The 22,855-nt window shown below is 67.0% G+C and carries 19 protein-coding genes and 1 pseudogene; 11 read left to right on the top strand and 9 right to left on the bottom strand.

Annotated features, from left to right (window positions below):
- Positions 1 to 43 precede the first annotated feature (43 nt).
- Positions 44 to 367, top strand: a complete 324-nt coding sequence (cutA, locus tag AB0O01_RS27950; RefSeq protein ID WP_365317540.1) for a divalent-cation tolerance protein CutA — start codon at positions 44 to 46, stop codon at positions 365 to 367.
- A 57-nt stretch (positions 368 to 424) separates the two neighbouring features.
- Here the strand turns inward: cutA and AB0O01_RS27955 are convergent, their stop codons facing one another.
- Positions 425 to 1,669: a helix-turn-helix transcriptional regulator gene (locus AB0O01_RS27955; RefSeq protein WP_365317542.1), complete on the bottom strand. Its 1,245-nt coding sequence runs from the start codon at positions 1,667 to 1,669 to the stop codon at positions 425 to 427.
- Between the two features lie 283 nt (positions 1,670 to 1,952).
- On the opposite strand from AB0O01_RS27955, the gene AB0O01_RS27960 reads away from it, so the two are divergent.
- The 6 genes from AB0O01_RS27960 (at position 1,953) to AB0O01_RS27985 (ending at position 7,752) form a co-directional block, all read left to right on the top strand.
- Positions 1,953 to 2,318 (top strand): ATP-binding protein, encoded by a 366-nt coding sequence (locus AB0O01_RS27960; protein ID WP_365317544.1) that lies wholly within the window; start codon positions 1,953 to 1,955, stop codon positions 2,316 to 2,318.
- On the top strand, positions 2,315 to 2,842 hold the full coding sequence (locus AB0O01_RS27965) for a hypothetical protein (RefSeq protein WP_365317546.1): 528 nt from the start codon (positions 2,315 to 2,317) through the stop codon (positions 2,840 to 2,842). Before AB0O01_RS27960 ends, AB0O01_RS27965 begins: the two co-directional genes overlap by 4 nt.
- A 200-nt stretch (positions 2,843 to 3,042) precedes the next feature.
- Entirely contained in the window at positions 3,043 to 3,210 is a 168-nt protein-coding gene (locus AB0O01_RS27970) for a hypothetical protein (RefSeq protein ID WP_365317548.1), read from the top strand.
- 230 nt (positions 3,211 to 3,440) lie between these two features.
- Entirely contained in the window at positions 3,441 to 4,364 is a 924-nt protein-coding gene (locus AB0O01_RS27975) for a TauD/TfdA family dioxygenase (protein WP_365317550.1), read from the top strand.
- A complete protein-coding gene (locus tag AB0O01_RS27980; protein ID WP_365317552.1) occupies positions 4,361 to 6,550 on the top strand; it encodes a cobalamin-dependent protein in 2,190 nt (729 codons plus the stop codon). The genes AB0O01_RS27975 and AB0O01_RS27980 overlap by 4 nt, the downstream gene beginning before the upstream one ends.
- Positions 6,547 to 7,752 carry a UDP-N-acetylglucosamine--N-acetylmuramyl-(pentapeptide) pyrophosphoryl-undecaprenol N-acetylglucosamine transferase gene (locus AB0O01_RS27985; RefSeq protein WP_365317553.1) on the top strand — a complete coding sequence of 402 codons (1,206 nt, stop codon included), beginning with the start codon at positions 6,547 to 6,549 and terminating at the stop codon, positions 7,750 to 7,752. Before AB0O01_RS27980 ends, AB0O01_RS27985 begins: the two co-directional genes overlap by 4 nt.
- A 205-nt stretch (positions 7,753 to 7,957) precedes the next feature.
- Here AB0O01_RS27985 and AB0O01_RS27990 read toward each other — a convergent pair whose 3' ends face one another.
- Entirely contained in the window at positions 7,958 to 8,668 is a 711-nt protein-coding gene (locus AB0O01_RS27990) for a DUF317 domain-containing protein (protein ID WP_365317554.1), read from the bottom strand.
- A gap of 302 nt (positions 8,669 to 8,970) precedes the next feature.
- Here AB0O01_RS27990 and AB0O01_RS27995 point away from each other — a divergent pair.
- From AB0O01_RS27995 to AB0O01_RS28005, 3 genes and pseudogenes are all read left to right on the top strand, one after another.
- Positions 8,971 to 9,210, top strand: a pseudogene (locus AB0O01_RS27995) (GNAT family N-acetyltransferase); the annotation flags it as partial.
- A gap of 109 nt (positions 9,211 to 9,319) precedes the next feature.
- A complete protein-coding gene (locus AB0O01_RS28000) occupies positions 9,320 to 11,593 on the top strand; it encodes a restriction endonuclease (RefSeq protein WP_365317555.1) in 2,274 nt (757 codons plus the stop codon).
- A gap of 359 nt (positions 11,594 to 11,952) precedes the next feature.
- Positions 11,953 to 13,641: a hypothetical protein gene (locus AB0O01_RS28005; protein ID WP_365317557.1), complete on the top strand. Its 1,689-nt coding sequence runs from the start codon at positions 11,953 to 11,955 to the stop codon at positions 13,639 to 13,641.
- Between the two features lie 245 nt (positions 13,642 to 13,886).
- On the opposite strand, the gene AB0O01_RS28010 is transcribed toward AB0O01_RS28005, so the two are convergent.
- The 5 genes from AB0O01_RS28010 to AB0O01_RS28030 all read right to left on the bottom strand — a co-directional run bounded on the left by AB0O01_RS28010 (position 13,887) and on the right by AB0O01_RS28030 (position 19,858).
- Entirely contained in the window at positions 13,887 to 14,555 is a 669-nt protein-coding gene (locus AB0O01_RS28010) for a hypothetical protein (RefSeq protein ID WP_355748651.1), read from the bottom strand.
- A complete protein-coding gene (locus tag AB0O01_RS28015; RefSeq protein ID WP_365317558.1) occupies positions 14,552 to 18,022 on the bottom strand; it encodes a CHAT domain-containing protein in 3,471 nt (1,156 codons plus the stop codon). The genes AB0O01_RS28010 and AB0O01_RS28015 overlap by 4 nt, the downstream gene beginning before the upstream one ends.
- 537 nt (positions 18,023 to 18,559) lie before the next feature.
- On the bottom strand, positions 18,560 to 18,688 hold the full coding sequence (locus AB0O01_RS28020; RefSeq protein WP_365317559.1) for a hypothetical protein: 129 nt from the start codon (positions 18,686 to 18,688) through the stop codon (positions 18,560 to 18,562).
- 22 nt (positions 18,689 to 18,710) lie between these two features.
- A complete protein-coding gene (locus AB0O01_RS28025) occupies positions 18,711 to 19,523 on the bottom strand; it encodes a hypothetical protein (RefSeq protein WP_365317561.1) in 813 nt (270 codons plus the stop codon).
- A complete protein-coding gene (locus AB0O01_RS28030) occupies positions 19,520 to 19,858 on the bottom strand; it encodes a hypothetical protein (protein WP_365317563.1) in 339 nt (112 codons plus the stop codon). The genes AB0O01_RS28025 and AB0O01_RS28030 overlap by 4 nt, the downstream gene beginning before the upstream one ends.
- 144 nt (positions 19,859 to 20,002) lie before the next feature.
- Between AB0O01_RS28030 and AB0O01_RS28035 the strand changes: the two genes are divergently transcribed.
- Positions 20,003 to 20,761 carry a GntR family transcriptional regulator gene (locus tag AB0O01_RS28035; RefSeq protein ID WP_365317565.1) on the top strand — a complete coding sequence of 253 codons (759 nt, stop codon included), beginning with the start codon at positions 20,003 to 20,005 and terminating at the stop codon, positions 20,759 to 20,761.
- 542 nt (positions 20,762 to 21,303) lie between these two features.
- Here AB0O01_RS28035 and AB0O01_RS28040 read toward each other — a convergent pair.
- Positions 21,304 to 21,771, bottom strand: a complete 468-nt coding sequence (locus tag AB0O01_RS28040; RefSeq protein ID WP_365317567.1) for a hypothetical protein — start codon at positions 21,769 to 21,771, stop codon at positions 21,304 to 21,306.
- Positions 21,772 to 21,895: 124 nt separating this feature from the next.
- On the bottom strand, positions 21,896 to 22,813 hold the full coding sequence (locus AB0O01_RS28045; RefSeq protein WP_365317569.1) for an NADP-dependent oxidoreductase: 918 nt from the start codon (positions 22,811 to 22,813) through the stop codon (positions 21,896 to 21,898).
- Positions 22,814 to 22,855: the final 42 nt, after the last annotated feature.

Genomic DNA, 22,855 nt, shown 5'->3' on the forward strand with positions numbered 1-22,855 from the left:
CGCTGGGTAGGGTCGAGCCATTCCCACCTGGAGAGGCAGTGGCGTGGCGGACATCGTGATTGCGCAGACGACCACCGGTGACGAGGACCAGGCGCAGGCGCTGGCGCGGGGCGCGGTGGAGAACAGGCTGGCGGCGGGGGTTCACATCGACGCGCCGATCACCGCTGTCTACCGGTGGAAGGGCACGGTCGTGACGGCGAAGGAGTGGCGGGTCTCGTACATGACGACGACGGACCGTCTCCAGGAACTGGAGGCGTGGGTGGCCGAGAGGCACCGCTACGAGGTGCCTCACTGGACCACTCTGCCAGTCACCGGTGGGTCGGACGCCTACCTGTCCTGGGTGGCTGAAGAGACGACCCGGAGCTGACGCGCTGCCGTGTGACCGGTGTTCGCCCCTGGCACCGTACGGCGAGACCGGGAGGGTTCAGGCTGCGAACTGGCGGAGGTGATGAACGAGTTCTCTCTCCTGCTCGGGCAGATTGTGGGCAACCGCCCGAGCGCGTTGCCTGCCCATAGTGTTCGGTTTGGCCTGCGATGCGGCCACGAACTGACGTGCCACGTGGACGCCCCGGTCGACGTCTCCTCCACGGAGCAACGCCGCCGATAGATCACCGAGTACGACGACCCCGCTGGCGGACAGGCCCTTCCCCAGCCGGTCCACGGCGGTGTCGGCCATGGCGGTGAGTTCGAACCGTCCCAACTGTCCGTACACGGACAGGGATAGAGAGTCCATGCGGTACGGGGTGATGAACCGTACCCAGGACTGTTCACTGGCGTGATCCGCGAAGTCGTAGGCGACGTGCGCCCGTTCCAGTGCGCGCAGCGCCCCCGTACCGTCTCCCAGTGCCGCCCTCTCCTCGGCGTGTCGGCCGAAGACCCAGGCGGCAGCGGCGGCGTTTCCCCGGCCGCGTACGTCCTGGGTGGCCTGGGAAAGGAGCTCCAGCTTCTTCTTGGGCGCCATGGTTCCGTAGCTGGCGTACGTCAGGGCCAGCGCTCGGAGCGGCGGGTACCCGGCGGCATCGGCGCATCGTGAGGTGACCTTGTAGTAGGCGCCTGCTTTGTCGTGCTGGCCCAGGTCCCAGGCCAGCCATCCGGCCAGGGCGGCGGTCTCTCCGGCGGCGATGGTGAGCGCCCGTTCGTTCTCGCCGGCGCGGGGCAGGGCTTGGGTGATCGCGTCGAGGTGGGATTCGACGGTGCTCTGCAGTTGCCGGGCACTGAGGTTGAGTTCCCTGACGTGGAGTTCGGCGGCCCGCTCGACGAGTGCGTTCGTCGACGGGGTGTCGATCTTGGAGCCCTTGTCGAGGGCGAAGGCGAGCCGTCCCCACGGCTCGGCCGCCGCGCTCACACCTATGGCGGCGCCTCCCAGCAGTCTGCGGCGATTCACGTCGTTCTGTTCCTCTTCGTCACGATCACGTCCCTTCCGTCTGGCGCGGGCGGCCTGGGCCTCCCGCCTCAGATCCTCGAACGGGATACCGCAGGCCACCGCGATGTGTTCCAGTGTGTGGTCGGTCGGAACCGTCTCGAATTTCTCGTAGCGGCTGATCTCGCGGCGGGTAAGCGTCTCTCTGCCGGAGACGGCGTTGATGGCCTCCGCGTGCCTTTCCTGGGTCCGGCCGGCCTCTTTCCGGAGCCGTAGCAGCAGCGCGGCGAACGGATCTGGCTCTGACATGAGTGTGACCTCTGTTGGGGGGCGAATCCAATCATGACCCCAATTCCCCCTCTGATTTCCCCCCTTGACAGAGTTTCCCCCCTCTGAGTTCCCCTGGTGGTTCGCTTTGAGACGCGGTGCCATGGCTTCCATGACCAGGCTCCAAGAGGCGGCCCCGCCCGGTGGGGGCACCGACAGCCGTGCAGTGACAGAACGCCCGTCGAGCGCGCACTCGTTTCGACAGGCCCGACAGAGCCCTCCGAGGCAAGAGAGCGCACCAGCGGAGACCCATGTCTTCCAGGCGGTGTTCCTGCCCGACATGTCCGCCGTTGCGGAGATGCGGGCGGCGGTGAAAGCCTTCCTGAGGCGGTCCGGGCTGGTGGGGCCGGTCCTCGATGACGTCGTGCTGGCGCTGTCGGAACTCGTCACCAACGCCATCGAGCATGGTGACGGACCGGTCGATCTGCTGGTCCGCGCCGCTGAGGGCAGGCTCCTGATTTCGGTGGTGGACAGCGATCCGGCTCCGGCAGTGCTGAAAGAGGCTGGCCCCGACGATGTTTCAGGGCGGGGGATCGCCCTGGTGAACGCGCTCGCGGACGACTGGGACAGCACGGGCGAGGAGACGTGGTGCTCGTTCCTGTACGAGACGACGTCTGGTGAGGCGGAATGAGCGCTGCCTCGGATCGGCTCACCGATGGGCAGTTCGCCAAGAGTGCCGGGGCACTGCTGGCCGCCCTGCGGCACTCCTTTCTCCATGACGATGACTTGGAAAACGATCTCGATGCCGTCCTGGGTGAATCCGCCGGACCGATCGGCATCGCAGGACCTAAGCATCGAACTGATGGGCATGGCCTGATTCGCCGCCGTAGGACTGTTGCGGAGGAGATCCCGGACCCCGGAAGTGCGGCGGTGGCGGAATTGGGTCGATGCCTGACTCGATCGGACCGCATACTCGGCCAACTCGTGCGCATCGCCCGGGAGCGCATGGGCGGGCTCGGCGCACCCGTCCCCGCTCTCGCCGACGCCGTGGCACGCGCTGAGGGCGTACGCGCTGGTTGGACGCGACCTATGGGCGAGTTCATGGACGACCGCGCCCACCTGCGTCGGCTGGCGCTGGCCGCCTCCGACCTCCTCGATGTCGTCAGCGACGACACCGGTCCGTTGCCCGATTTCGTCGGCGGAGGTCGGATGTGAAGGGTCACTTGCCACGCGCTTGCTGGCTGGCCCAGCCGGTGACCGTCCTCTCCCTCATTGACTCCGGCCGCGTGCTCTCCTTACCAGCCCGCTGCTGCTCTTTTCGCAGGTCGGGATGAAGCTCCGACAACCAGTAACCGATGCCACGGCAACACCCGCTTCCTCCTCGGCGACTCCGAATCCCACAGAGAGCACCACACATGACTGACAAACCGAACAGCAGCGAGCCCGATCCCCTCGTCGTGATGGGCCAGGCAGCCGCCGGCGCTGCGGACGCCTCGCGCACCGCCGCTCAACGCGCAGTGGACGCGAGCCTGGTCAATCTGCTGACAGGCCACCTCAAGGGCCAGCAGCAGGACGGTTCCTAGATCGCCGCCTGCGCTCCGAGGCACACCGGCCACGAAACGCAGGTGTCTGCTCCACGTTCGTTCCGCTTCCCGGCCCACCGCTTCGCACGGCGTGGGCCGGGAGACGGCTCCCATCGTCCGGCGTGCGGAGAACGCGGCACCATCCGCCTTTTCCCACGGGGCGCACAGCGCCCCGCGCCGGTGCCTCCCTCTGCTCCGTGAAGCTCCGAAGGCAATAGGAGAAAACCAGTATGACCGTGCCACCGAGCACCACCTTCCGTGTCCCCCTGCCCGACCCGCTGATCGAACTCCTCGGCGCGAAGGTCATCGGCCTTCCGTCCGCCGAACTCGACAGGGGTCTGCTGCGTGGCGACGTCAGTGCGGCCTACGACCGGGTCCGCGCCGAGTCGGCCGACGCGCAGATCGTCGTACGCCGCTGCCGGGCCCTCCTCGACGACCCCGACGACGACGGGTTCGCCGTCATCGAGGCGGGGCCGTTGCTCGACCACTACGGCCTGGACGACGGGCGGAAGGCCGCCACGGTCCTGCTGTCCTGGCTCGGCCGGCCGTTGCGGGCGTTTGACAAGTGGCCGCTGTGGAAGCCGCTGGGCACGAATCTGGCCATCGACCCGATGCGTGCCACCGGCTCCGGGTACAACCCGCTGCACATCGACGTGGTGAACGCGACCGAGCCGCCCGACTACAGCGCCCTGCTGTGCGTGCGCCCCGACCCGCAGGGCGAGGGGTACAGCATCGTCTCGCAGCTCCGCCGGGCCGTGGACCGGCTCAGCGAGGGCGAGCGTGCCTTCCTCGCGGAGCCGGTGTTCCACGACGGGGCGTTCCACGACCTGACCGGCGTCGGCACGGAGTACGACCCGTTCCCGGTGCTTGACGGTCTGCTGCCGGCGGAGGGCTTCGTCCGGTTCACCGCGAAGATGCTCCCCGCCATGGACTTCCGGGACCCGCACACCAGCGCCGTGCGCGCGCTGGAGCGGGAGCTGATCGCCGAGCAGAAGAGGTTCCTGCTCGGTTTCGGGGACCTGGTCGTCGTGAACCAGCACCTGTGCGTGCACGGCCGCGAGGCCCTGGGACCGGGGCAGGAGGGGGTGCCGGAGGAGCGGCGCCGCCTCCTGTGGCAGATGTTCCTGCGTGCTACGGGAGCTGATGCGCGATGACGACCGCCGACCTGGGGATGCCACTACCCGCAGCGCCCTTCCCTGCCGCACCCGAGCGGCGGCCGAAGATGAGGCTGAAGGTCTGGCTCTGCGACCTCACCTACACGCAGCAGACCGTGTCCGCCGAGACGATGCCACAGGCCGTCGCCGGACTCGCCACCCACGCCGCCACCGTCATGGACTTCCAGCACGTCCCGCAGATCTTCAAATTCCCGGAGGATCTGGCGAAGGCACTGGAGACGCACGGGGCGCCCGACGTGATCGGGTTCTCCCACTACATCTGGAACGCCCACCTGTCGATCGGCTTCGCCCGCGTCATCAAGGAGAAGTTCCCGGGCACGACCGTCGTCATGGGCGGACCGCACTACCCGCTGCTGCGCGCCGACCAGGTCCGCTTCTGGTACGAGCGCCTGGCCGGGGCCGTCGACTTCTACGTCGACGGCGAGGGCGAGGCCGCGTTCGCCGATCTGCTGCTGCACCTGAACAGCAAGCCGGCGCCCAAGGTCCGCGACACGATCCCCGGCGTGCACTCCCTGTCCCCCGACCGGCGCGAGGTGCACACACCCCGGCCGCGCAACCGCATCCGCGACCTCGCCGACGTCCCCTCGCCGTACACGGCCGGGCTGCTCGACCAGTTCTTCGACCGCGGCGGCGTCCCGACGGTCACGACCACCCGCGGGTGCCCGTTCTCCTGCACCTTCTGTACCGAGGGCCAGCACTACTTCTCCAGGGTCGCCAAGCGCCCGCGTGCCGAGGTCGAAGCCGAGCTGCACTACATCGGCCGGCGCATGGCACCGCTCGTCACCGCCGGAACGGCACGCAACGAGCTGCTGATCACCGACAGCAACTTTGGCATGTTCCCCGAGGACCGGCACACCTGCCAGGTCCTCGCCGAGTGCCAGAGGCTCTACGGCTGGCCACGGGTGGTGAACGTGACCACCGGCAAGAACCAGCGCGAACGGGTCCTGGAGGCGGTCGCCCAGGTGCCCGGCACCATCAGCCTGTCCGGGTCGGTGCAGTCCCTCGACACCGATGTCCTCACCGCCGTCGCACGCAAGAACATCTCGGCCGGGAAGATGATGGAGATCGCCCTCCAGTCGGCGCAGGCCGGGGCCCAGTCGTACAGCGAGGTGATCCTCGCCCTGCCGGATGACTCCAAGGACAAGCACTTCGACAGCCTGCGCGGGCTGATGGATGCCCGGTTCGACCGGCTCAACATGTTCCAGCTCACCCTGCTCCCGTCCTCGGAGATGTACGCGGTCGCGTACCGGGCCCGGTGGGGCCTGGGCGCGAAGTGGCGGGTCATGCCGCGCTGCTTCGGCCGCTACACCGTCCTGGGCAAGGAGGTCCGCGCGGCCGAGCTGGACGAGGTGTGCGTCGAACTGCCAAACCTGTCGTACGAGGACTACCGCGAGTGCCGGGTGATGGACCTGCTGGTCGCCTCGCTCTACAACAGCGGCGTCTTCGGCACGATCCTCGCCGTGCTCCGCGCGCACAAGATCTCCCCGATGACCTGGCTGGAGGAATGCGCCGGCCAGCCACACGGCGGCAACCTCACCGGCGTACTGGAGGAATTCCTGAAGGAGACCGACGAGCAACTGTGGGACGACCGGCAGGATCTGATGCGCTTCGCCACGGCGAACGTCGACCGCTACATCGTCGGCGAGCTGGGCAACAACCTGCTCTACACCTACCGCATGCGGATGATTTCGGAGGCTCTAGTTGATCTCACCGACGTCGCGGTGCGGGCCGCGCTCGCCGTCCTGCGCCGCGCCGGGGCGGCGACTGGCAGCTCCTCGCTGGTGGCCCGGCTCGTCCGCGAGGGCGCCGCGTACCACCGGCTGAAGCTGTCGCAGGTCTTCACCACCGAACCTCCCGCAGCTCTCCAGCAGATCGCCGACTTCGACATCGACCTCCTGCTGGAGGACGCACGGGCAGGGGAGGAGTCACCTGACGTACGCCGCTACCGGCTGCCGGAGACGATGGGGAGGACGTTCGTCCTCACCGACCGCCAGCGGTCCACCCTGCGCACCTATGTGGGGGAGATGGGTGCCACGGTAGCCGGGTTCGGCTGGCTCCTCACCAAGGTCAGACTGCCTGATATCGTCCGGCAGGTTCGCATGACCGCCGTCGGCTCCGGCTCGTCGGATGCGGAGCCCTCACGATCGGATGCCGTCACCCCGTGACCGTCGACGCCCTTGCTGCCCGTTTCGCTTCCTTCCGCCGTCCGTTCAAGCTGATGGTGACCGGAGGCGGAACGGGCGGGCACACCTACCCCGCCCTGACCGCGGTCCGCGAGATGCAGACCGTCATGCACAGGCACGGCGTCGGAGTGGATGTGCTGTGGGTCGGCACCGCCACGGGACTCGAATCCCGCGTCGCCCCCGCCGAGGGCATCCCCTTCGAGACCGTCCCCACCGGCAAGCTCCGCCGGTCCAGCAACCCCCTGAAGATGATCAACGCCGAGAACATGCGGGACATGGGCCGCGTACCCAAGGGCGTGCTGGAGGCCCGTGCCATCGCCCGCCGCTTCCAGGCCGACGTGATCCTCTCCACCGGTGGATACGTCGCCGTGCCCGTGGGATTCGCCGCCCGCGCGACGAAGACCCCCCTGGTCATCCACGAGCAGACCGTACGGCTCGGCCTCGCCAACCGCGTCCTCGCCCGCTCCGCGACCGCCGTCGCCCTGTCCTCGGAGAACTCCCTCAGCCTCCTGCCGGACTCCGTGGCCACCTCCGCCGTCGTCACCGGCAACCCCGTCCGCCCCACCGTCTTCACCGGCGACGCGGCCAAGGCCGTCCCCGCCCTCGGAATGAGCGGCTACGACCCCGCCCTCCCCACCGTCTACATCACGGGCGGCGCCCAGGGCAGCGAACAGATCAACGGCCTGATCCGCGAGAACCTGCCCTGGCTGCTCTCCGTCGCCAACGTCATCCACCAGTGCGGACCGAACTGGGTGGACAAGTCGCGCCAGGCCGCCGCAGGGCTCCCGGCGGAACTGCCCGCCCGGTACTGGGTGGACGGATTCGTCGGCCCCGAACTGCCCGACGTCCTCGCGCTCGCCTCAGTCGTCGTCTCCCGTAGTGGCGCGGGCACCATCTCCGAACTGACCGCCCTCGGCAAACCGTCCCTCCTCATCCCCCTCGCCTCCTCGGCGGGCAACGAGCAGGAACACAACGCCCTCCACCTCCAGCGGGCCGGAGCCGCCGTGGCACTCACCGGGGAACAGGTGAACGCCCCCACGCTGAGGGCGGCCCTCGAACCGGTTCTGTCAGACCCGCAGCTTCGAGAGATGATGGCGACAGCTGCCCGTGCGATGGGGAAGCCCGATGCCGCGTCCCGGCTCGTGGAGGTTCTGCTGAACGTTGCGCTCGGCGGGCGGAAGTAGCCGGTACGACGGCAGTAGAGCCCGCTGCCCGCCACCAGCGGCTCCGCATAGCGGACAAGACCTCCGCAGGACGTGCTCGCCCCTCCGTCGCGTACGTTCTGGAGGGCCCTCACCCTCCAGGTCGAGACGAACCAGGTCTTATGGCTAACACTACGGTCCTGCCCCGACGGTCCGCACTGTGCGATTGATATGGGCCCTACTGGGCCTACTGGGTGCGGTGGATGATCGTCAGCTGGCCCCTGGCGTTGTCGGGCAGAGTGTGGCGGGGTACCGGGACGGGTGAGGCGAGTGAGGAGGCGAAGGCGGTGACCAACTCGTGGGGGACGCTCGGGCTGAAGGCCGCGCACCACAGGTACGGCTCGCTGAGCAGAGGCTGCGCCCAGGCATGCCAGCCCTCGCCGTCGGGACGAGGGTCGGCGTCCTGGATGAGCGGCGGCAGGGCTCCCAGGGAAATGGTGGTGGAGAATGCGGGGTCTGCGGCGGTGGTGTGAGGGCTGTCAAGATCGCGGAACCAACCCAGCGCGGTCAGTGCGACAAGGACCCCGTCCCGCGTTCCGGTGGAGGGGACGCCGGGTGCTTTGTGCGCATGCAGGGCACGGAGGAGGTCGGCGAGGGCTTCGGGGGGAGTGCCAGGGGTGAAGTATGCGTTCCATTCCGTCATCACGGACGTGGTGTGCGTACGGGCACTGAGCTGCCAGGCGACGGGCAGTCCACCGAGTTCGAAGGGATGGGCGGCGAGGGTCCATTCGGCGCCGCGCAAGCCGTCGGGGCTCGTGTGGAGGAGGGTGTTGCGGGCGGTGGGCCACATGCGCCAGTCGAGGGCGGCGAGGTGGCGTGGGGTGACCCAGTACACCGGGGTCGGGGAGTCGGGTGGAACGGGACTGTGGGGGTGGTGCGGGTGCAGCGGCGTCTCCAAGGAGTCTGGATGACGGGCGGATGGCCATCGGTGGCCTGGGAGTTCGGGAAGTCGTCTACGTTGGCATGTGCGCATGCGGTATTCCAGTCGTTGCGGGACCTTTCTTGTCTGCCGTGTGAGAACTCACGGGTGCAGGAAGGCCGCGACCGGAGTCGGCTGCTTTGCTGACTCCGTAGGGGGTACCCATCGCTGCTCCCACCCTTCTGCGCGAGGTGGCCTGGCATCACGGCGGCCCTGGGGCGGAGCGTGCGCTTCCCTGGCCGTTCGCCTATGGGGACCAACCCCGCAGGCGCGGGGCCGACGACGTATACGCCGACGTGCGCGCCCCACTCCTCCACCTGCCGAACTACGCGGTCACCGCGTTCGGTGAACGCCTGGACCGACACGGCACCGAGCCGGGGTTCACGGCCGTCCTCGCGTACGCGGATGGGCACCCGGTCGGCTACGCCTACGGCAACACCATCGAGCACGGCGACCGCTACTGGCAGCGCACCAGCCCGACGCCGGCCAAGAAGTACACCGAGTGCCCGGCCGTGGCGCTGATGGCATCGCGACTCATGGAATGCTGATCCACGCCCCGTTCAGTGGGACCACGGGGCCGCAGTCCCGGCTAGTGGCCCGGTCCGCGGATGATCAGGCAGGGGGTGGGCCGTGGAAACGTTCGACGTCGGCAGGCTGACGGACTTCGACTTCGAGGCCGTGTGCAAGGACCTTTTCGAGCTGGAATTCGGCGTTCGGCTGGAGATCTTCACCTCCGGCCCGGACGGAGGCGTGGATCTGCGGCATATGCAGGGAGACGATCCTGCCCTCATCGTGCAGTGCAAGCACTTCCCCCGGTCCGGCCGAGCCAAGCTGCTGGCCCACATGCGGAAGACCGAGGCCCCCAAGCTCGCCTATCTCAAGCCGGGGCGCTATGTCCTTGCCACATCGGTCGAGCTCAGCCGTGCCGCCAAGGACAAGCTGTACGACATGCTGCAGCCGTTCGTCAGGTCTCCGGGCGACATCTACGGCAAAGATGACATCGATGCGCTTCTCCGCAAGCACGACCAGGTGGTCAGACGGCATCTGCGACTCTGGCTGACGAGCGCTTCGGTACTCAACTCTCTCATTTCCAAGAGCATCGTCACGCGTTCCCACGCCCTCGCCGACGCAGTAAAGGCCACATTGCACACGTATGCCGACAACGGCAGCCTCGGGGAGGCGCTGCGACTTCTTGACGATCGGCATGTGTGCGTGGTCGCCGGGGCTCCGGGAGTAGGTAAGACCACGCTCAGCCATGTGCTGTGTGCCCACTACGTGAGTCACGGATATGACATCGTAGAGATCTCCGAAGATGTGGAGGAAGCAAATGCGCTATGGGACCCTGACGTTCCTCAACTTTTCTACTACGACGATTTTCTGGGCCAGACCGCGATCGATGAAAAGCTAGGGAAGAACGAGGACGGCCGCCTCCTATCTCTGATGCAACGGACAGTGAACTCCCCCAACAAGAGGTTTTTGCTCACCACACGGGAGTACATTCTCGCGCAGGCCAGGCAGAAATATGAGCGCCTCGACAGGCACCGTTTCGATGTCCAGACGTGCGTGCTCGATGTAGCCGATTACACGTACGAGGCGAGGGCGTCAATTCTCTACAATCACGTCTCTGCCTCCAGTCTTCCGGCCCGCACGAAGTCAATATTTGCCTCTCCTGGTGCGTACGTGCCCGTTGTGCAGCACGAGAATTTCAATCCGCGCGTTATTGCCGCGACGCTGTCCGAGGCTGTAGCGTTCGGGACTACTGGGAAGCACATCGCGTCCGAAATGATTGCGAACCTGAATGACCCCGCTCGCGTTTGGGGCCACATCGTGAACCATCAAATCGGTGCATTCGAAATCCTCTTGCTGAAAACGCAACTTTCCTTTCTATCCGGTATCCGGATGGATACCCTCGAAGGCGTCTGGGTCTCTTCGGGGGGTGCACTCCAGGACCTGCGCAGTTCATTGAAGGTATTGGATGGGACGATGCTCAGGAGTGTGCGTCACGGAGAAGTAGTGTTCGTGGAGTTCCATAACCCGTCAGTGCGTGACTACATGCGTGATTTCATCTCTTCCGATCACTCCGAGATGAAGGACTTCGTTGGTCGCATCCGCCTCTTCGAGCAAGTCGAGTCGCTATGGTCCATGCTCTCCTCCCGTAACGCGGAGCAGGTGCTGCAAGCCTTGATGCGCTGTATGTCGGAGTTGGAGCGTAGTACGGAGCTTGCCTTCCGGGCGGAGACCGTCGTGGTGAGAGGTCATTACTCCGCCCATGACAGCGCCCATCGGGCTCTGCTCTTCCTGGAGTTGGGAATCGCTCTGGGGTCCGAGCGCGTGCATGATATTGGGTGGCGGAGTATCAGCGAAGGCAGCGTGATCAGCGAAGCATGGGATGCGCAGACGGTTCAGGACATCCTCGGCTTTCTCGGTGATTCGAAGAGGCAGGACCTCAGAGAATTCTTCCCGCGAGCAGTCGACCAGGCAGCCGAATGGATCATGGAGCTCGATCTTCCAGACCGGCGATCCTTGAGCGATGCCCTGGATTTCGCCTCACTATTGACGGATTTCGAAAAAGGCGAAGAGGTGCATGAGTATGTTGTAGACCGCATGGACGAATACGCCGAATGGGCCCTGGAGAGCTGGATGGAACACAGTGATGGGTCCAGATATGAACTGCCCGAGATGGAGGCCATCTTCCGTCATTACGAATCCGGGGATGGGGACCTGTACCGGCTTGACGAGGAGATGTTTACCAAGGTCCGCGCTCGCGTGGAGGCATCGGCATCGTCCCACAGTGCCCAGAGGACCCCGAGGCGCCCTGCACCCGCCCGTTCGATCGGGCCGACGGCGGCCGAGAGGGAGGGTGTGGCCCGCATGATGGCCACGCTCACTCCCGACGGCACCTGAGGCGGCCCCTCGGGCTCGTCTGGAACGATCTCACGGCGGAGAAGATCGCGCAAATACCCGTTTTGAGTGCGAGGTTCGGCTCTGGTTGACTGAACACGCCGACGCCGACTGTGTATGTGAGCGGGGTAAGAAGTGGAACGTGCTGAAATTGAAGATCACGATGTAAATCTCGTTGACAGCGCGTCACGTGATCAGCCTCCTGCATCGGGCCTCGCCCCATACCAGCATGACTCTGCCGTCGTACCAGCCCTGGCTCAACTTGCCGACGTGGCCTGCGAAGGAGCCGAGGGCTTCCACGAGGTGAGTATCAATGTACAGAAGATCGCTGCAAGTTGACGCCGCCTCTCGATCCTGCGGCGGTGCGCGAACTGGCGACGATCTTCATGTGTCACCTTATGGTGACACCACTCGGATCAGCTCGGCCTGGTGCATCCCTCGTTCCACTAGACGGACCCGCCTTTCCTGGAGCACTGAATGATTCCGATGATGAAGTTCGTTCCCTGTGGCGCGAGCTAACAGGTGCCGTTGCGCATCCTGCGGCGCGGGCTCGCCGCGCTGATATTGTCTTCACTCTCCGCCTTGCTAATCGTCGCGATGCGGCCGAGCAGGCTGCTCGCGGTTATCTCGACTTGGTCGGTGGAAGCCTTCGGATGACCGAGCAGAGCCATGCGTTGCTCCGCGCATGGACGCTGGCTCGTTCGGTAAAGCTCGTGCCACTAGCTCAGCAAGTGGCCTCCGTCATGTTCGATATGGCACGAGACGCACTGACGCGCCAATACGACCCCTATGTGTTTGTGCACCTGCTGGATGCGCTTACGGCACCACAGCGCAAAAAGAATGCACAGCAAGTGGATCCGAGAGTGGACGATCTGCTCGATCAGGCGTTGTTGACGTACACCGATACACATATTGTCGCTTGTGTTGCTGCCTTGGTGCGTAGAAGAGCCGTCGGTGACGGCCTTCGTATTCGGAAAGCTAGTGAGGCTGAGGTGATGGCTTATCTGAACGACGCCGACCGAGCCACCCATGCGATTGTTGTCAGAACCCACCTCAGCAATGCGGCCTCCAGGGCGCGCCAGCTAGATGTGCCTGAGTTGGAGAAAATTGCGGTCTCCCGCCTGCAGTCGGCACCGCCCGTGGAATGGAAGACGATAGAGTCTGAAATCAAGATTCCGAACGCTCTGTTTCGCAGTTATTTGCGTCCGTTTGAGCGCGCGGACACGTGGCTAGCTGCCCTAGGGTACTGGTTTCATACTGATTCGCCGAGCGGTACACTTGCGGTCAATGAACGCACGGCGCGCGATGTTTTCAATCAGTCTGTGTTTAGTCGACTGGCGACCACTGTCATGTTCGGCGACAACGATCTGCCGAAGCGCGTTCTTGACGGCGAGGATGACGCCCTCCAGCGGGAGCTCATCCGTGTTGAGACCATGAATATCCACTTGCACGGGATTGTTCTGGCGGATGCTCTGGATCTCATCAAGACGCGCTTTGGTATTCCGTCATTCGAAGATCTAAACGTGTCATTGGTTGAATCGGGAGCTCATCCTGGCTTGGCGCGTGCCCTGGCAAAATCTTTCGTTCTCTACTGGGTGGGCGAGTTTGAAGCCAGTGCTTATTTGGCAGTTCCCAAGGTTGAAGCGGCAGCTCGCGCGCTTCTACTGGAGCTCAATGAGCCAATGTATCGAACGGCAGTCGGCGACAAGAGTGGCCAATTTCCTAGATTGGGAGTCCTTCTCGAACCCCTGACAGAGAATGGCTTTGATCCCGACTGGAGTCGGTTCCTCGCAACCTTCCTGCTTGGGGAGGGGATGAACGTTCGCAACCTCATGGCTCACGGCTTCATGAATGAAGTGGGTCGTGAGACGGCAGCTCTTGGTCTGCGAGCCTGCGCACTATTGGCCCTGATTACCTCTGATGAAGCGGTCGATCGTGACGATGCGGCTGTACAAGCAGCCCTGGCAAATCCCCACGGCGCTCCCTCGCGATCGTGGGGGCGGCGGACTGTGAATGCCGTGCGGGCTGCGCGTATCGAGTTCCGCAGGTAGCTGAACGGGCTGCACCCTATCGGAAACAGTGGACGGGGTGGCATCCCACTTCTTCCTGTGGGGGTGCCTCTATGCCTTTCGTCAAGCGAGGCGTGGGGTTCTGGGTCCGTAGAAGGTGCAGTCCTGGGCTTCTCCGCGTCGCGGGCCCGGACATCGTGGGGATACGAAGGCATCGGCCAGAGCCCGCCGTTACTGGCCTCGTCCTCACCGTGATGGTCCGCGAGCCGCTGACGGATGTGGCGGGGTCACCCAGCCAGCACGATGGCGTGCCGCGACGGCGCAAGCCGTGCCCGGTAGCGGCGGATTCCCCAACTGCGGTGCTCCAGCTCTGCTGCCAGAAGGACCTCCGCTGTGTTCAGCCGGTCGGGAACGAGTTCCACCAGCGCGGCCACCGGGTGATCGCCTATCAACGGGAAATTTTTGACGCGGCGGAACTCCCACTGCGGGTTCGGCTGGGACGCGCCGTGGCCGCGGACGATCCACTCGTCCCTCTCCGGCCCCGCACCCGGCGGCTTCTCCACGCCCACGTCCAGCAGACCTGCCTTGACCGTGAAGCTCATGCCCAGGCCGGAGCCGCCGACCGGATGGGACCGCTCGCCGGGGTCGATCAGCCGCGCGACGGGCCGTGTCCGGTCGTCCGGTGTAGACAGTGCCACGCCCAGGGATGCGTGGTGGAACGAACCTCTGCTAGCCGGTGTCTCAGGACGGAACGAGCACACCATCAGCAGTTGCCGGAAGTCGCGGTCAGGCGTTGCCCTGACATAGGACGACCACTGGGCGGGGACGCCGTCGTGGTCGGCGGACAGCACGTCCCAGCCGAACGTGAGCCTGCCGCGCAGAGGCTCGTCCTCGGCCGAGCTGCCGAGCGTGCGCTCCGGCACGAGCTCGACATCGTGCAACCGGACCTCGGTCATGCAGCGGCTCCCTTGCTCCGACCGTGCAGGTAGGTGAATGCTCCCCAGTCACGGTAGTGGGGATGCCGGGCACGAGTGGCGAGTTGGGCCTCGCGGAAGGCGTGCTCCGGGTCCATGCCGTGCGCGATCCTGTGGTGCATATGGTGGTAGAAGTACGTGGCTGACTCCGAGCGTACGGGCCAGAGGCACCCGACGACGGCCTGCGCGCCAGCGGTGATCAGCGCCGGCGGGATGCCGCGGACGTTGTCCGCCCGGTCGAACCGGCCCAGCGCGGACTCGCACGCGGCGAGCGTGACTAGGCGGACACCGCGCAGATCGACCTCCAGAAAGTCGTAAGCGAAGACCCGGCCGTCGTCGTCACGGTCCGGGGTGAGATACAGGCAGTGCAGCCACGGCGCGTCTTGGTCCAGCGTCCCATGTACGGCGATGTGGACCACGTCTGCCGTGGACAGTTCAGCGAGCAGCCTGCCACGCGTGGCCGCGAGTCCGATGACGGCGTCCGTGCCGACTACGTCGGCGACCTTCCGGGCGTGCTCCTCCAGCGCCGGTTCGGCGTGCAGCCCGTAGGGCACGCCTCCGACGGCGGAGGCCAGCACGGCGGTGCGGCGCGGCCGTACGGGGCCTGCGGTGGGCGTCAGGGCTTCGAGACCGGCGATGGTGGTGACCGTCCAGTCGTCGGCGATCATCCGGTCCCCGGTGCGGCACAGCGGTAGCGGCAGGTAGTGCAGCGCGCCGTGCGGCCAGGCCAGGATCCGGTCCTTGCCCTGGGCCCGCCATGTGTCCCACAGTTCGCTGACGCCGAGCGGCATGTCGCCCGGTTGACGCAGCAGTCGGCTGCCTTCCGGCGTCACGTCGCCGAACAGCGGGTCGCGTTCGACCTCCGTCCGGATCGCCTCGATCCGGTCCGCCACTGGGTGCCGGTCATTGTTCTCGTCCGCGCCGTCGCCCAGGTGCACGACGAGCTCCCGGCCCTGCCTGGTGACACTGAGAAGCACGGCCGCGCCGCTCACAGCGGCGGGCAGGAACCAGGTCAGCAGTACTGTGCGATCGTCCAGCAGCTCGTGCGTCTTCGCCCAGAGGTGCTGGTCGTCGATGAGCGGTGCTGAGCGGCGACTCAGCTCATCGTCTATGAGCGACGAGATGCGCCACCGCGCGTTCCGGGCAATCTGCTGGGTGTCGTGACCACCGGGACGGCGGTCAGAGTCCAGTACGTTCAGCAGGTGCGGCGACGCGCCAGACGCTCCATGGGTGGCGGCGGGTTCCTCCAGGTCGCGCAGCTTGCCGAGCAGGTGCTGGATGTACGCGGGCAGCGCGAGCGGACCGTCGATCCGCCACCATGCGCCCAGCTCCGGTCCCTTGCCCGCCTGGTGCAGACCAAGCATCAGCCCCAGCGGCAGTGTCTCGGAATCCGCGGTGAGCTGCCAGACCGCCGAGTGCACGAGGTCGCGCAGTACCTCGCCGAGTTCGGGCGTGCGGCTCGTGTCGAAGTTCGGCACGTCCACGATGATCGCGGACAGCGCTGCCTTGAGTTCTTCGCCGTGGAGGTTGCCCACCTGCTGCACGAACGGCACCAGGCTCGCCCGCGCCAGTTCCTCGAAGCCGAGCGAGGCGTAGCCGAGTGCCGCGTATGTGTAGTAACCCCACGGGAACGGGACAGGGCTGGAGACCGGTTCGCCCGCCTGGGCCGACTGGTAGTACAGGTCCGCCGTCAGCAGCCTGGCTTCTTCGCTCCGTACGTCGCCCGCCTGCCTCAGGAGGGTTAGCCCCAGCGCCGGCTGCCGCAGGTCGCGGGCGTGTGCGGCCCTATGCAGGAGCGCCGCCGACCGCTGCGTCGGGGTCCAGGATTGCGGGAACGACGCCGCGAGCGGATGGTCGGGACCCGGGCAGTCGGTGGGGTCGTCGGGCAGCACGTGGAGCCGCGCCTCGGTCAACTGTCGGCGGTGGGCGGCGTCCCAGCGGAGGTCGAGCTGCTCTGCCCAGTCCAGTACGGCGCGCAGCAGTGGCCGGTCGGCGTGTTCCCGGGCCAGGTTGACTCCCTGGCTGATCACCTTCGCGGTTACGTTGCTGCCATTGGCAGCGACGAAATCAGCCAAGGGCGACCCGAACACCGCCCTGGGTAACCCGTCGGCTAGAGCCGGAGGAATCCCGTTCATCACCCTGAGTAGGAACAGGGCGACATCTGGATCGTCGGTGGTGGACGAGTCGAGCCATGCCGACAGCGCGGCATCGGCGGCATCCCGGTGAACTCCCTCCCCGCCCGCGAGAATCTGCGCCAACGACGCCAGGAGCCGGGGCCTTCGCGTCCCGCCGTCCAGCTCCAGCGCGCGCACCACCAGGTGCCCAGCGTCCGCCACCAGCCGGTGGGACTCGGCCTGGAAGGGCTCCTCGTTGGTGAACCACGTGCGGTACAGGTCCGCGTCCAGCCGAGCGGACCAGACGGTACGCATCCCGCGGGCGTAGTAGTCAGCGGCGAAGTCCTCCGCTCCCCGGGTGGCCATCCGGAGCCGGGCGGCGGCCAGCAACCCGGCTTCCAGTTCGGCGGGATCGCTCGACTTGTCGATCAGCCGTGACACCACCGCGTCGGCTTCCTCGAACACCGCGCGATCACACCGGTCCGCCACCAGGTGGACGGCCGACTCGACGGTACGGAGCACCGCGTCCCGCCAGGCGGCCTCCATCCCGCAAGCGTCGGCGACTTCGGCAACCAGTCTCCAGTAGACGTACATGAGCTCGACCAGACCGCGGTGGTTGAGGAACTCGTCCCGGAACAGCAGTTCCACCATCGCCTCGGCGGGCAGCGCTTGGTCCGTGTGTTCAGCTAAGGCTTGTCGCGTCATCTTCAGTTCGCGCGCCCTTTGTTTCGCCTGGGACAACGACAGGATGCGGTCGCACGCGTAATGTGCCAGCTCCATCAGCGTGCCGACCGGGTCGATGAGCAACCTGACCGTCGGTGCGCCGTCCTCCTCGCCACGCGGTTCGTAGGCCGGCTCGCCGAAGCGCACAGGGCCGGCACATACCATCCCCTGCCGCGTTTCGAAGTCGAGCGTGCCAATCGGATCGTCCATGGCAGACAGGATGTGGGAGACGACCAGCATGACCGAGCCTGCGGAGATTGCCGTGTCCCGCCAGCCCAGTGGCTCTTCCAGGCGGAGGTCGTGCACAAAGTACGCACCGTCTGGGCTGAAGACGGACAGCAAGCCTCCGTCATCCGGCGTGACACGCCACCTGTGATCAACGGGGTGGCCGAACGGCAGTTCGTTCAGCGAGAGGAGCACCGGGAGGCCCCACCAGCCGTTCGCGCGGGTGAACAGGCTGCCTCCGGCCCCGTCACCGGTGGTGAACGGGCTGATGCTGGCCAGTCCTACTGCCAGTCCGGCATGCCGAACACCGTCCACCTCCACCATGAACGCCCACCCGGTGAGGTCCCGCGACAGCCGCACGCCGTTCCCCTCGCGCCAACCGGTCATCAACGGGCTCAACAATGGCACGACCCTGGTCAGACCCGCTCGCTGCCCGGGCCGGCGGTGAGCATCTTGAGTGCGGCAGCGTGCTCGCCTAACAGGCGGCGTGCACCCGCCCGTCCGGCTCATCCCCTCAGCGCGTGGGTCCGTGAGTACCGAGAAGCCGCAGCTCGGCGGCAATGGCCGCGTCGACAGATGCGTGAGCGATGCGTGAGCGGACGGAGCCGCACAGGTCACGACGGAGAAGACCGGGGCGTGAGCCACGTCTGCTCTGACCAGGTGGTTCCGGATACCGAAGAACCGTCCGGAACCACCCAACAAGCTTTGGCCAGGACTTTTAATCCATTGGTTGTGGGTTCGAGTCCCACAGGGCCTACGGTTCGACCCCAGGTCAGAGGGCATCTGAGCTGGGGTCGTCGGCGTTTTCGGGCTCGTAGAGATCTGCTGCTGGCCCGCTGCTGGCCCGGAGGTAAGACGATCATGGCATGGAGCGGCCCCCGGCCAGCGAGGCGCCGGCCGGGGGCCGTGGTGCGGTGCTGCGTGCTACGGCTTGGGCGGGATCAGGAAGCCCCGCACGGGCCGGTCCTGCTGCGGGTCACGGGAGCCGGGCCGCTGTGCGCGCTTCCACGCCGCGACCAGCTCCGCATACCGCGGGTCGATCCACTCGGACATCTGCCACCTCCACGAGGGGAGGCTAGACGATGCCGGGCTTCGGCCGCGGGGTGATGATGATGGAGCAGTCCGGGGCGTGCTGGCAGTTCGCCGCGACGGACACCAGGGTCTCGTCGGAGGGCGGTCCCCACAGCTCCGGGTCCGCCTCCCAGCCGAGACCCGCGATCTTTCCGCGGGTCCGGTCCAGGATGGGCGGGTCGTAGTTGGTCGGGTTGTAGCCGGGGTAGTGGTGCACGAAGCTGCCCAGCGCCTCGCAGAGTTCGGCGTACATGGCAGTGTGCAGGATCAGGGCATGCCAGCCCTCGTCCACGATCCTGGAGGGGGCGAGCCCTACCGCGGGGTTTGTCGCGCAGGCCGCCACGAACTTGAGGGCCTCCTCAATGATGCGGCCGGCCATCTCCTCGGGCATGTCCGGGTTGGCATCGAGGACGGTGCCGCGGCAGCTCCGGAACTGCTGGTCGCTGATGAGCTGGCGCGGGAGGGCGGGGACCGGGCCGGGCTTGGGGTCCGGGTCGGGTCCGGGGTTGGGCGGTACGCTCATGCTGGTCTCCTTCGCTGGTTGTTGCGGTGGGGGATGGCCCGCCCCGGCCGGGTGTTCTTGGACGGATTCACCGGCCGGGGCGGGGGTCTGTGTGGGGTGGGGCGGTCCGCATCCGGTGCCGGGCGGGCAGGCGTACACCTCGATGTCCAGGACGTGCGCGCCGATCCTGCCGCGGGCGGTTCCGGCGCTGACTCCGCCCGCTCTCAGGGAGTTGCCGCACCAGCAGCAGGCCCAGCCGGAGTACTGCTGCCGGGTCAGTTCGGTCGCGGGCGGGGGTATTCGGCGGCCGTTCATCGGTGCTGCCTGATCTGGGCCCAGATCCCGCAGGTGTCGGCGGTGACGCCGGTGGTGTCGGCGAGGCCGGTGATGAGGCTCCAGCCGGGGCCGTGGGTGCTGATGAGCGGGAGCGGGTCTGGGCCGTGTGCGGTGATCCGGGCGCGGGCGCCGGCGGTGGAGAGGGTCATCTCGATGACGGGGGCGCCGGAGCCGAGGACGGCGACGTACAGCTCGTTGGCGATGGCCGGGGCGTCGGGGTGCTTCAAGCAGCCCGCGGTCCACAGGCGGACGTGCGCGGCTTCGATGGGCTCGCCCTTGAACGCCTTCTGCCATGTTTGACCCGTTTCGGACACGACTTTCCCCCGGCAACCGCTTCTATGTGAGTACAGGAAGTAGTTATCTGTACTCAGAATGTCGGTGGGATTGGCGCCGGTCAAGGCGAACGCGAGAGTATGTGTACTCAGATTGACTCGATCACTCGGAACGGGGGTGCTGTGGTGGCACAGCCTGAATACCTGCGGATCGCCGCTGACCTGCGGCGCCGCATCTCCGCCGGAGAGTTCGGGCCGGGCGACCAGATCCCGACACTCCCCGCGCTGTGCCACGAGTACGGCGACGTCTCCCAGACCACCATCCGCAACGCCCTGCGGCTCCTCGCCAACGAGGGCCTGATCGAGACACGGGCCCGCGCCGGAACGCGCGTACGTCCCCGCCCTCCGGTCCACCGCATGGCAGCCGACCGCTACCGGGCCACACCGGGCGCCAAGTCCACCCCGTACACTAGGGACCAGGGCATCGGCTGGCTGGAGTACCGCCTCGACAAGCGGTTCGAGCGGGTCCAGGCGGATGCCGAACTGGCCGGACTCTTCGAGTGCGAGATCGGCGAGCGGCTTCTTGCACGGCACTTCGTCTTCCATGACAACGACCAGCCCACGCAGATGTCGACGTCGTACGTGCGCTGGTCGGACGTGGCCGGTACGCCGGTCGCCGACCCGATCAACGAGCCATGGCCGGGCGGCACCCGCGCGCAGTTGGCCACGCTCGGCATCCGGGTCACGGCCGTCATGGAGTCGTTCACCGCGGGGATGCCGACCGAACTGGAGGCGGCGACGCTCCGGATCGGGACCGGGGTGCCGGTACTGCGGTACACCCGCAAGCACATCGCCGACACTGGGCGGGTGGTGGAGTTGGCACACCCGATCGTGCGGCGCGGGGACACGACGGTCGTTGACTTCCGCATCGAGCTGGACGACTGACCGCGCAGGCAGGTGCCGGTGTAGCGAGCCGCGTAATTTTGACCGCGTTTGCTACGCCCCCGGACATGCCGAAACGCCCCTGCCCGACCCTCATGGGGCCGGGGGCTGGACCTATCCCCCGCAGCCGCGGGGCCGACGGCGGCAGTGCGCTCGCGGGCGAGCTGGCCGGGGGGGGTCCCGGCCGTGCGGGGCCGACCGCTGGACGTTCGACGCCTTCAGGCCGCCGGGCGGAAGACCCCCGCCCGGGCGGGGCCGACACTTCTTGACCTGCACTTCTTTCTGCGGTTGGCCTTGATTTCATTCAGTAGGAACGGGCGGAATTCCTGATCAAGATGACCGTGGTCGATCCATTGGTTGTCGGTTCGAGTCCCACAGGGCCTACAGATGGAGGGAAGGGGCTACTCCTTCCGGCCTGCTACGCAGTGCCTGGGTCGGCTTCGGTCGGGTTGGGCGCTGTTGTGCTTTCGGGGGTGGGCGGGGAGCGGTGGGGGCGCCCGGTGTGCGGGTTGTGGGTCATGGGCGCCGGCTTTGTGTTCGTCAGGTCAGCACTTGTTGTCGAGGAAGTACTGGGCCTGTTCCAGGGTCAAGGGGGCCGCGGCTTCGGGGCCCTCGGTCAGCATGACGTCGCAGATGGCGGTCTGGGGTTCCGGGTCGATGTCGTCCCATGCCGTGTCCCAGATGGCTTCGGTCTCGGCCTGTTCCATGATCTCGTCCGTGTTGTCGCCGATGACGGTGCCGACGAGGTCGGTGTACTGCTCCTGGGTCAGTGCCGCGCACTCGGGGTCGTTCGAGACGTCCCGGGGGCCCGTCTCGTAGGTCTCCTCCACGAGGGCCAGGCAGTCCGCCTCGGTGTAGGTGGGGGTGGGGGTGGGAGACGGGGTGGGGCTGGTCGCGCTGGGGGTGGGGGTGGGCTTGGCGGCGTTGTCGCTGGTGTCGCCGCCGCTGCATCCGGTGGTGAGCGCGGCGGCGAGGGCGAGGAGCGCGGCGCAGGCAGTCGCGCGGGTGTTCATGGTCCCCTCAGAGTGTGTGGTCCGGAGGGGGCATCATCTGCCGTATGAGGCTTGGGTGTTGGTGATGTGTCCGTGTTGTGACGTGTGGGGAGAGAGAAGAGAAGGGCTTTCGATGCCCATGCCCTCACGGCACCACGCTGATCTTGCCCCCCACATGCCCCTCCCTGCTCTCCTCCAGTGCCTCCCGTACCTCCCGCAGCGGATACACCCGCGACACCGGGACGTTCAGACGGTGGGTGTCGATCAGGTCCAGGATCTCGTGGAGGGCCGGAACCGTGCCGCCCGCTGCGCCGCCTGCGTGCAGGATGATGCCCGTGTCCGCCGCGTCGAAGGCCACCAGGGACAGCACCCTTCCCGGACCCCCGGCCAGGTCGATCGCGCCCGGGATCTCACCGCGGCCCGACGCGTCGAGTACGGCGTCCACCCCGTCCGGCGCCAGTTCCCGCACCCGTGCCTCCCAGCCGTCGCCGTAGGTGACCGGTTCGCCGCCCAGTGAGCGGAGCCGGTCGTGGCTGCCGGGGCCCGTCGTGCCGATCACCCGCGCGCCGCGCGCCCGCGCCAACTGGACGGCGAACGTACCCACCCCGCCCGTCGCCGCCAGCACCAGCAGCGTGTCGCCCGCCCCGACGCCGAGGCGCTGGAGGGCCGCCCAGGCCGTGCCTCCCGCCACCGCCAGCGCGCCCGCCACCTCCCACGGCACTGTCCGGGGCCGGGTGACCAGCGACGCCGGATCGGCGAGGGCGTACTCCGCGTAGGCGCCCGTCAGGGGCGCGCCCAGCACCTCGTCGCCGGTCGCGAAGGCCGTGACATCCGCGCCGACCGCGTCCACCACCCCGGCGACCTCACTGCCCAGCCCCGCCGGGAACTCCAGCGGCATCTGCTCCCGCATCATCCCGCCCAGGATCTTCCAGTCGGCGGGATTCACCCCGGCCGCCCGCACGGCCAGCCGCACCTGCCCGCGCCCCGGAACCGGCGGCGGCACATCGACGACATCCAGGGCCTCACTGGTCCCGTACTCGGTGAACTGCGCGGCGAGGGACATACCGGCTCCAGGGGGTGATCGAGTGAGTGAGTGAGTGAATGA

The sequence above is a fragment of the Streptomyces sp. NPDC093252 genome (genome assembly GCF_040683675.1).
Classification (GTDB): domain Bacteria; phylum Actinomycetota; class Actinomycetes; order Streptomycetales; family Streptomycetaceae; genus Streptomyces.

What these genes read in the sequence shown, in the direction of transcription:
- AB0O01_RS27955 (WP_365317542.1), bottom strand. Translation starts at nt 1,669, where the DNA reads ATGTCAGAGCCAGATCCGTTCGCCGCGCTGCTGCTACGGCTCCGGAAA.
- AB0O01_RS27965 (WP_365317546.1), top strand. Translation starts at nt 2,315, where the DNA reads ATGAGCGCTGCCTCGGATCGGCTCACCGATGGGCAGTTCGCCAAGAGT.
- AB0O01_RS27970 (WP_365317548.1), top strand. Translation starts at nt 3,043, where the DNA reads ATGACTGACAAACCGAACAGCAGCGAGCCCGATCCCCTCGTCGTGATG.
- AB0O01_RS27975 (WP_365317550.1), top strand. Translation starts at nt 3,441, where the DNA reads ATGACCGTGCCACCGAGCACCACCTTCCGTGTCCCCCTGCCCGACCCG.
- AB0O01_RS27980 (WP_365317552.1), top strand. Translation starts at nt 4,361, where the DNA reads ATGACGACCGCCGACCTGGGGATGCCACTACCCGCAGCGCCCTTCCCT.
- AB0O01_RS28010 (WP_355748651.1), bottom strand. Translation starts at nt 14,555, where the DNA reads ATGACCGAGGTCCGGTTGCACGATGTCGAGCTCGTGCCGGAGCGCACG.
- AB0O01_RS28015 (WP_365317558.1), bottom strand. Translation starts at nt 18,022, where the DNA reads ATGACCGGTTGGCGCGAGGGGAACGGCGTGCGGCTGTCGCGGGACCTC.
- AB0O01_RS28020 (WP_365317559.1), bottom strand. Translation starts at nt 18,688, where the DNA reads ATGTCCGAGTGGATCGACCCGCGGTATGCGGAGCTGGTCGCGGCGTGG.
- AB0O01_RS28025 (WP_365317561.1), bottom strand. Translation starts at nt 19,523, where the DNA reads ATGAACGGCCGCCGAATACCCCCGCCCGCGACCGAACTGACCCGGCAG.
- AB0O01_RS28040 (WP_365317567.1), bottom strand. Translation starts at nt 21,771, where the DNA reads ATGAACACCCGCGCGACTGCCTGCGCCGCGCTCCTCGCCCTCGCCGCC.
- AB0O01_RS28045 (WP_365317569.1), bottom strand. Translation starts at nt 22,813, where the DNA reads ATGTCCCTCGCCGCGCAGTTCACCGAGTACGGGACCAGTGAGGCCCTG.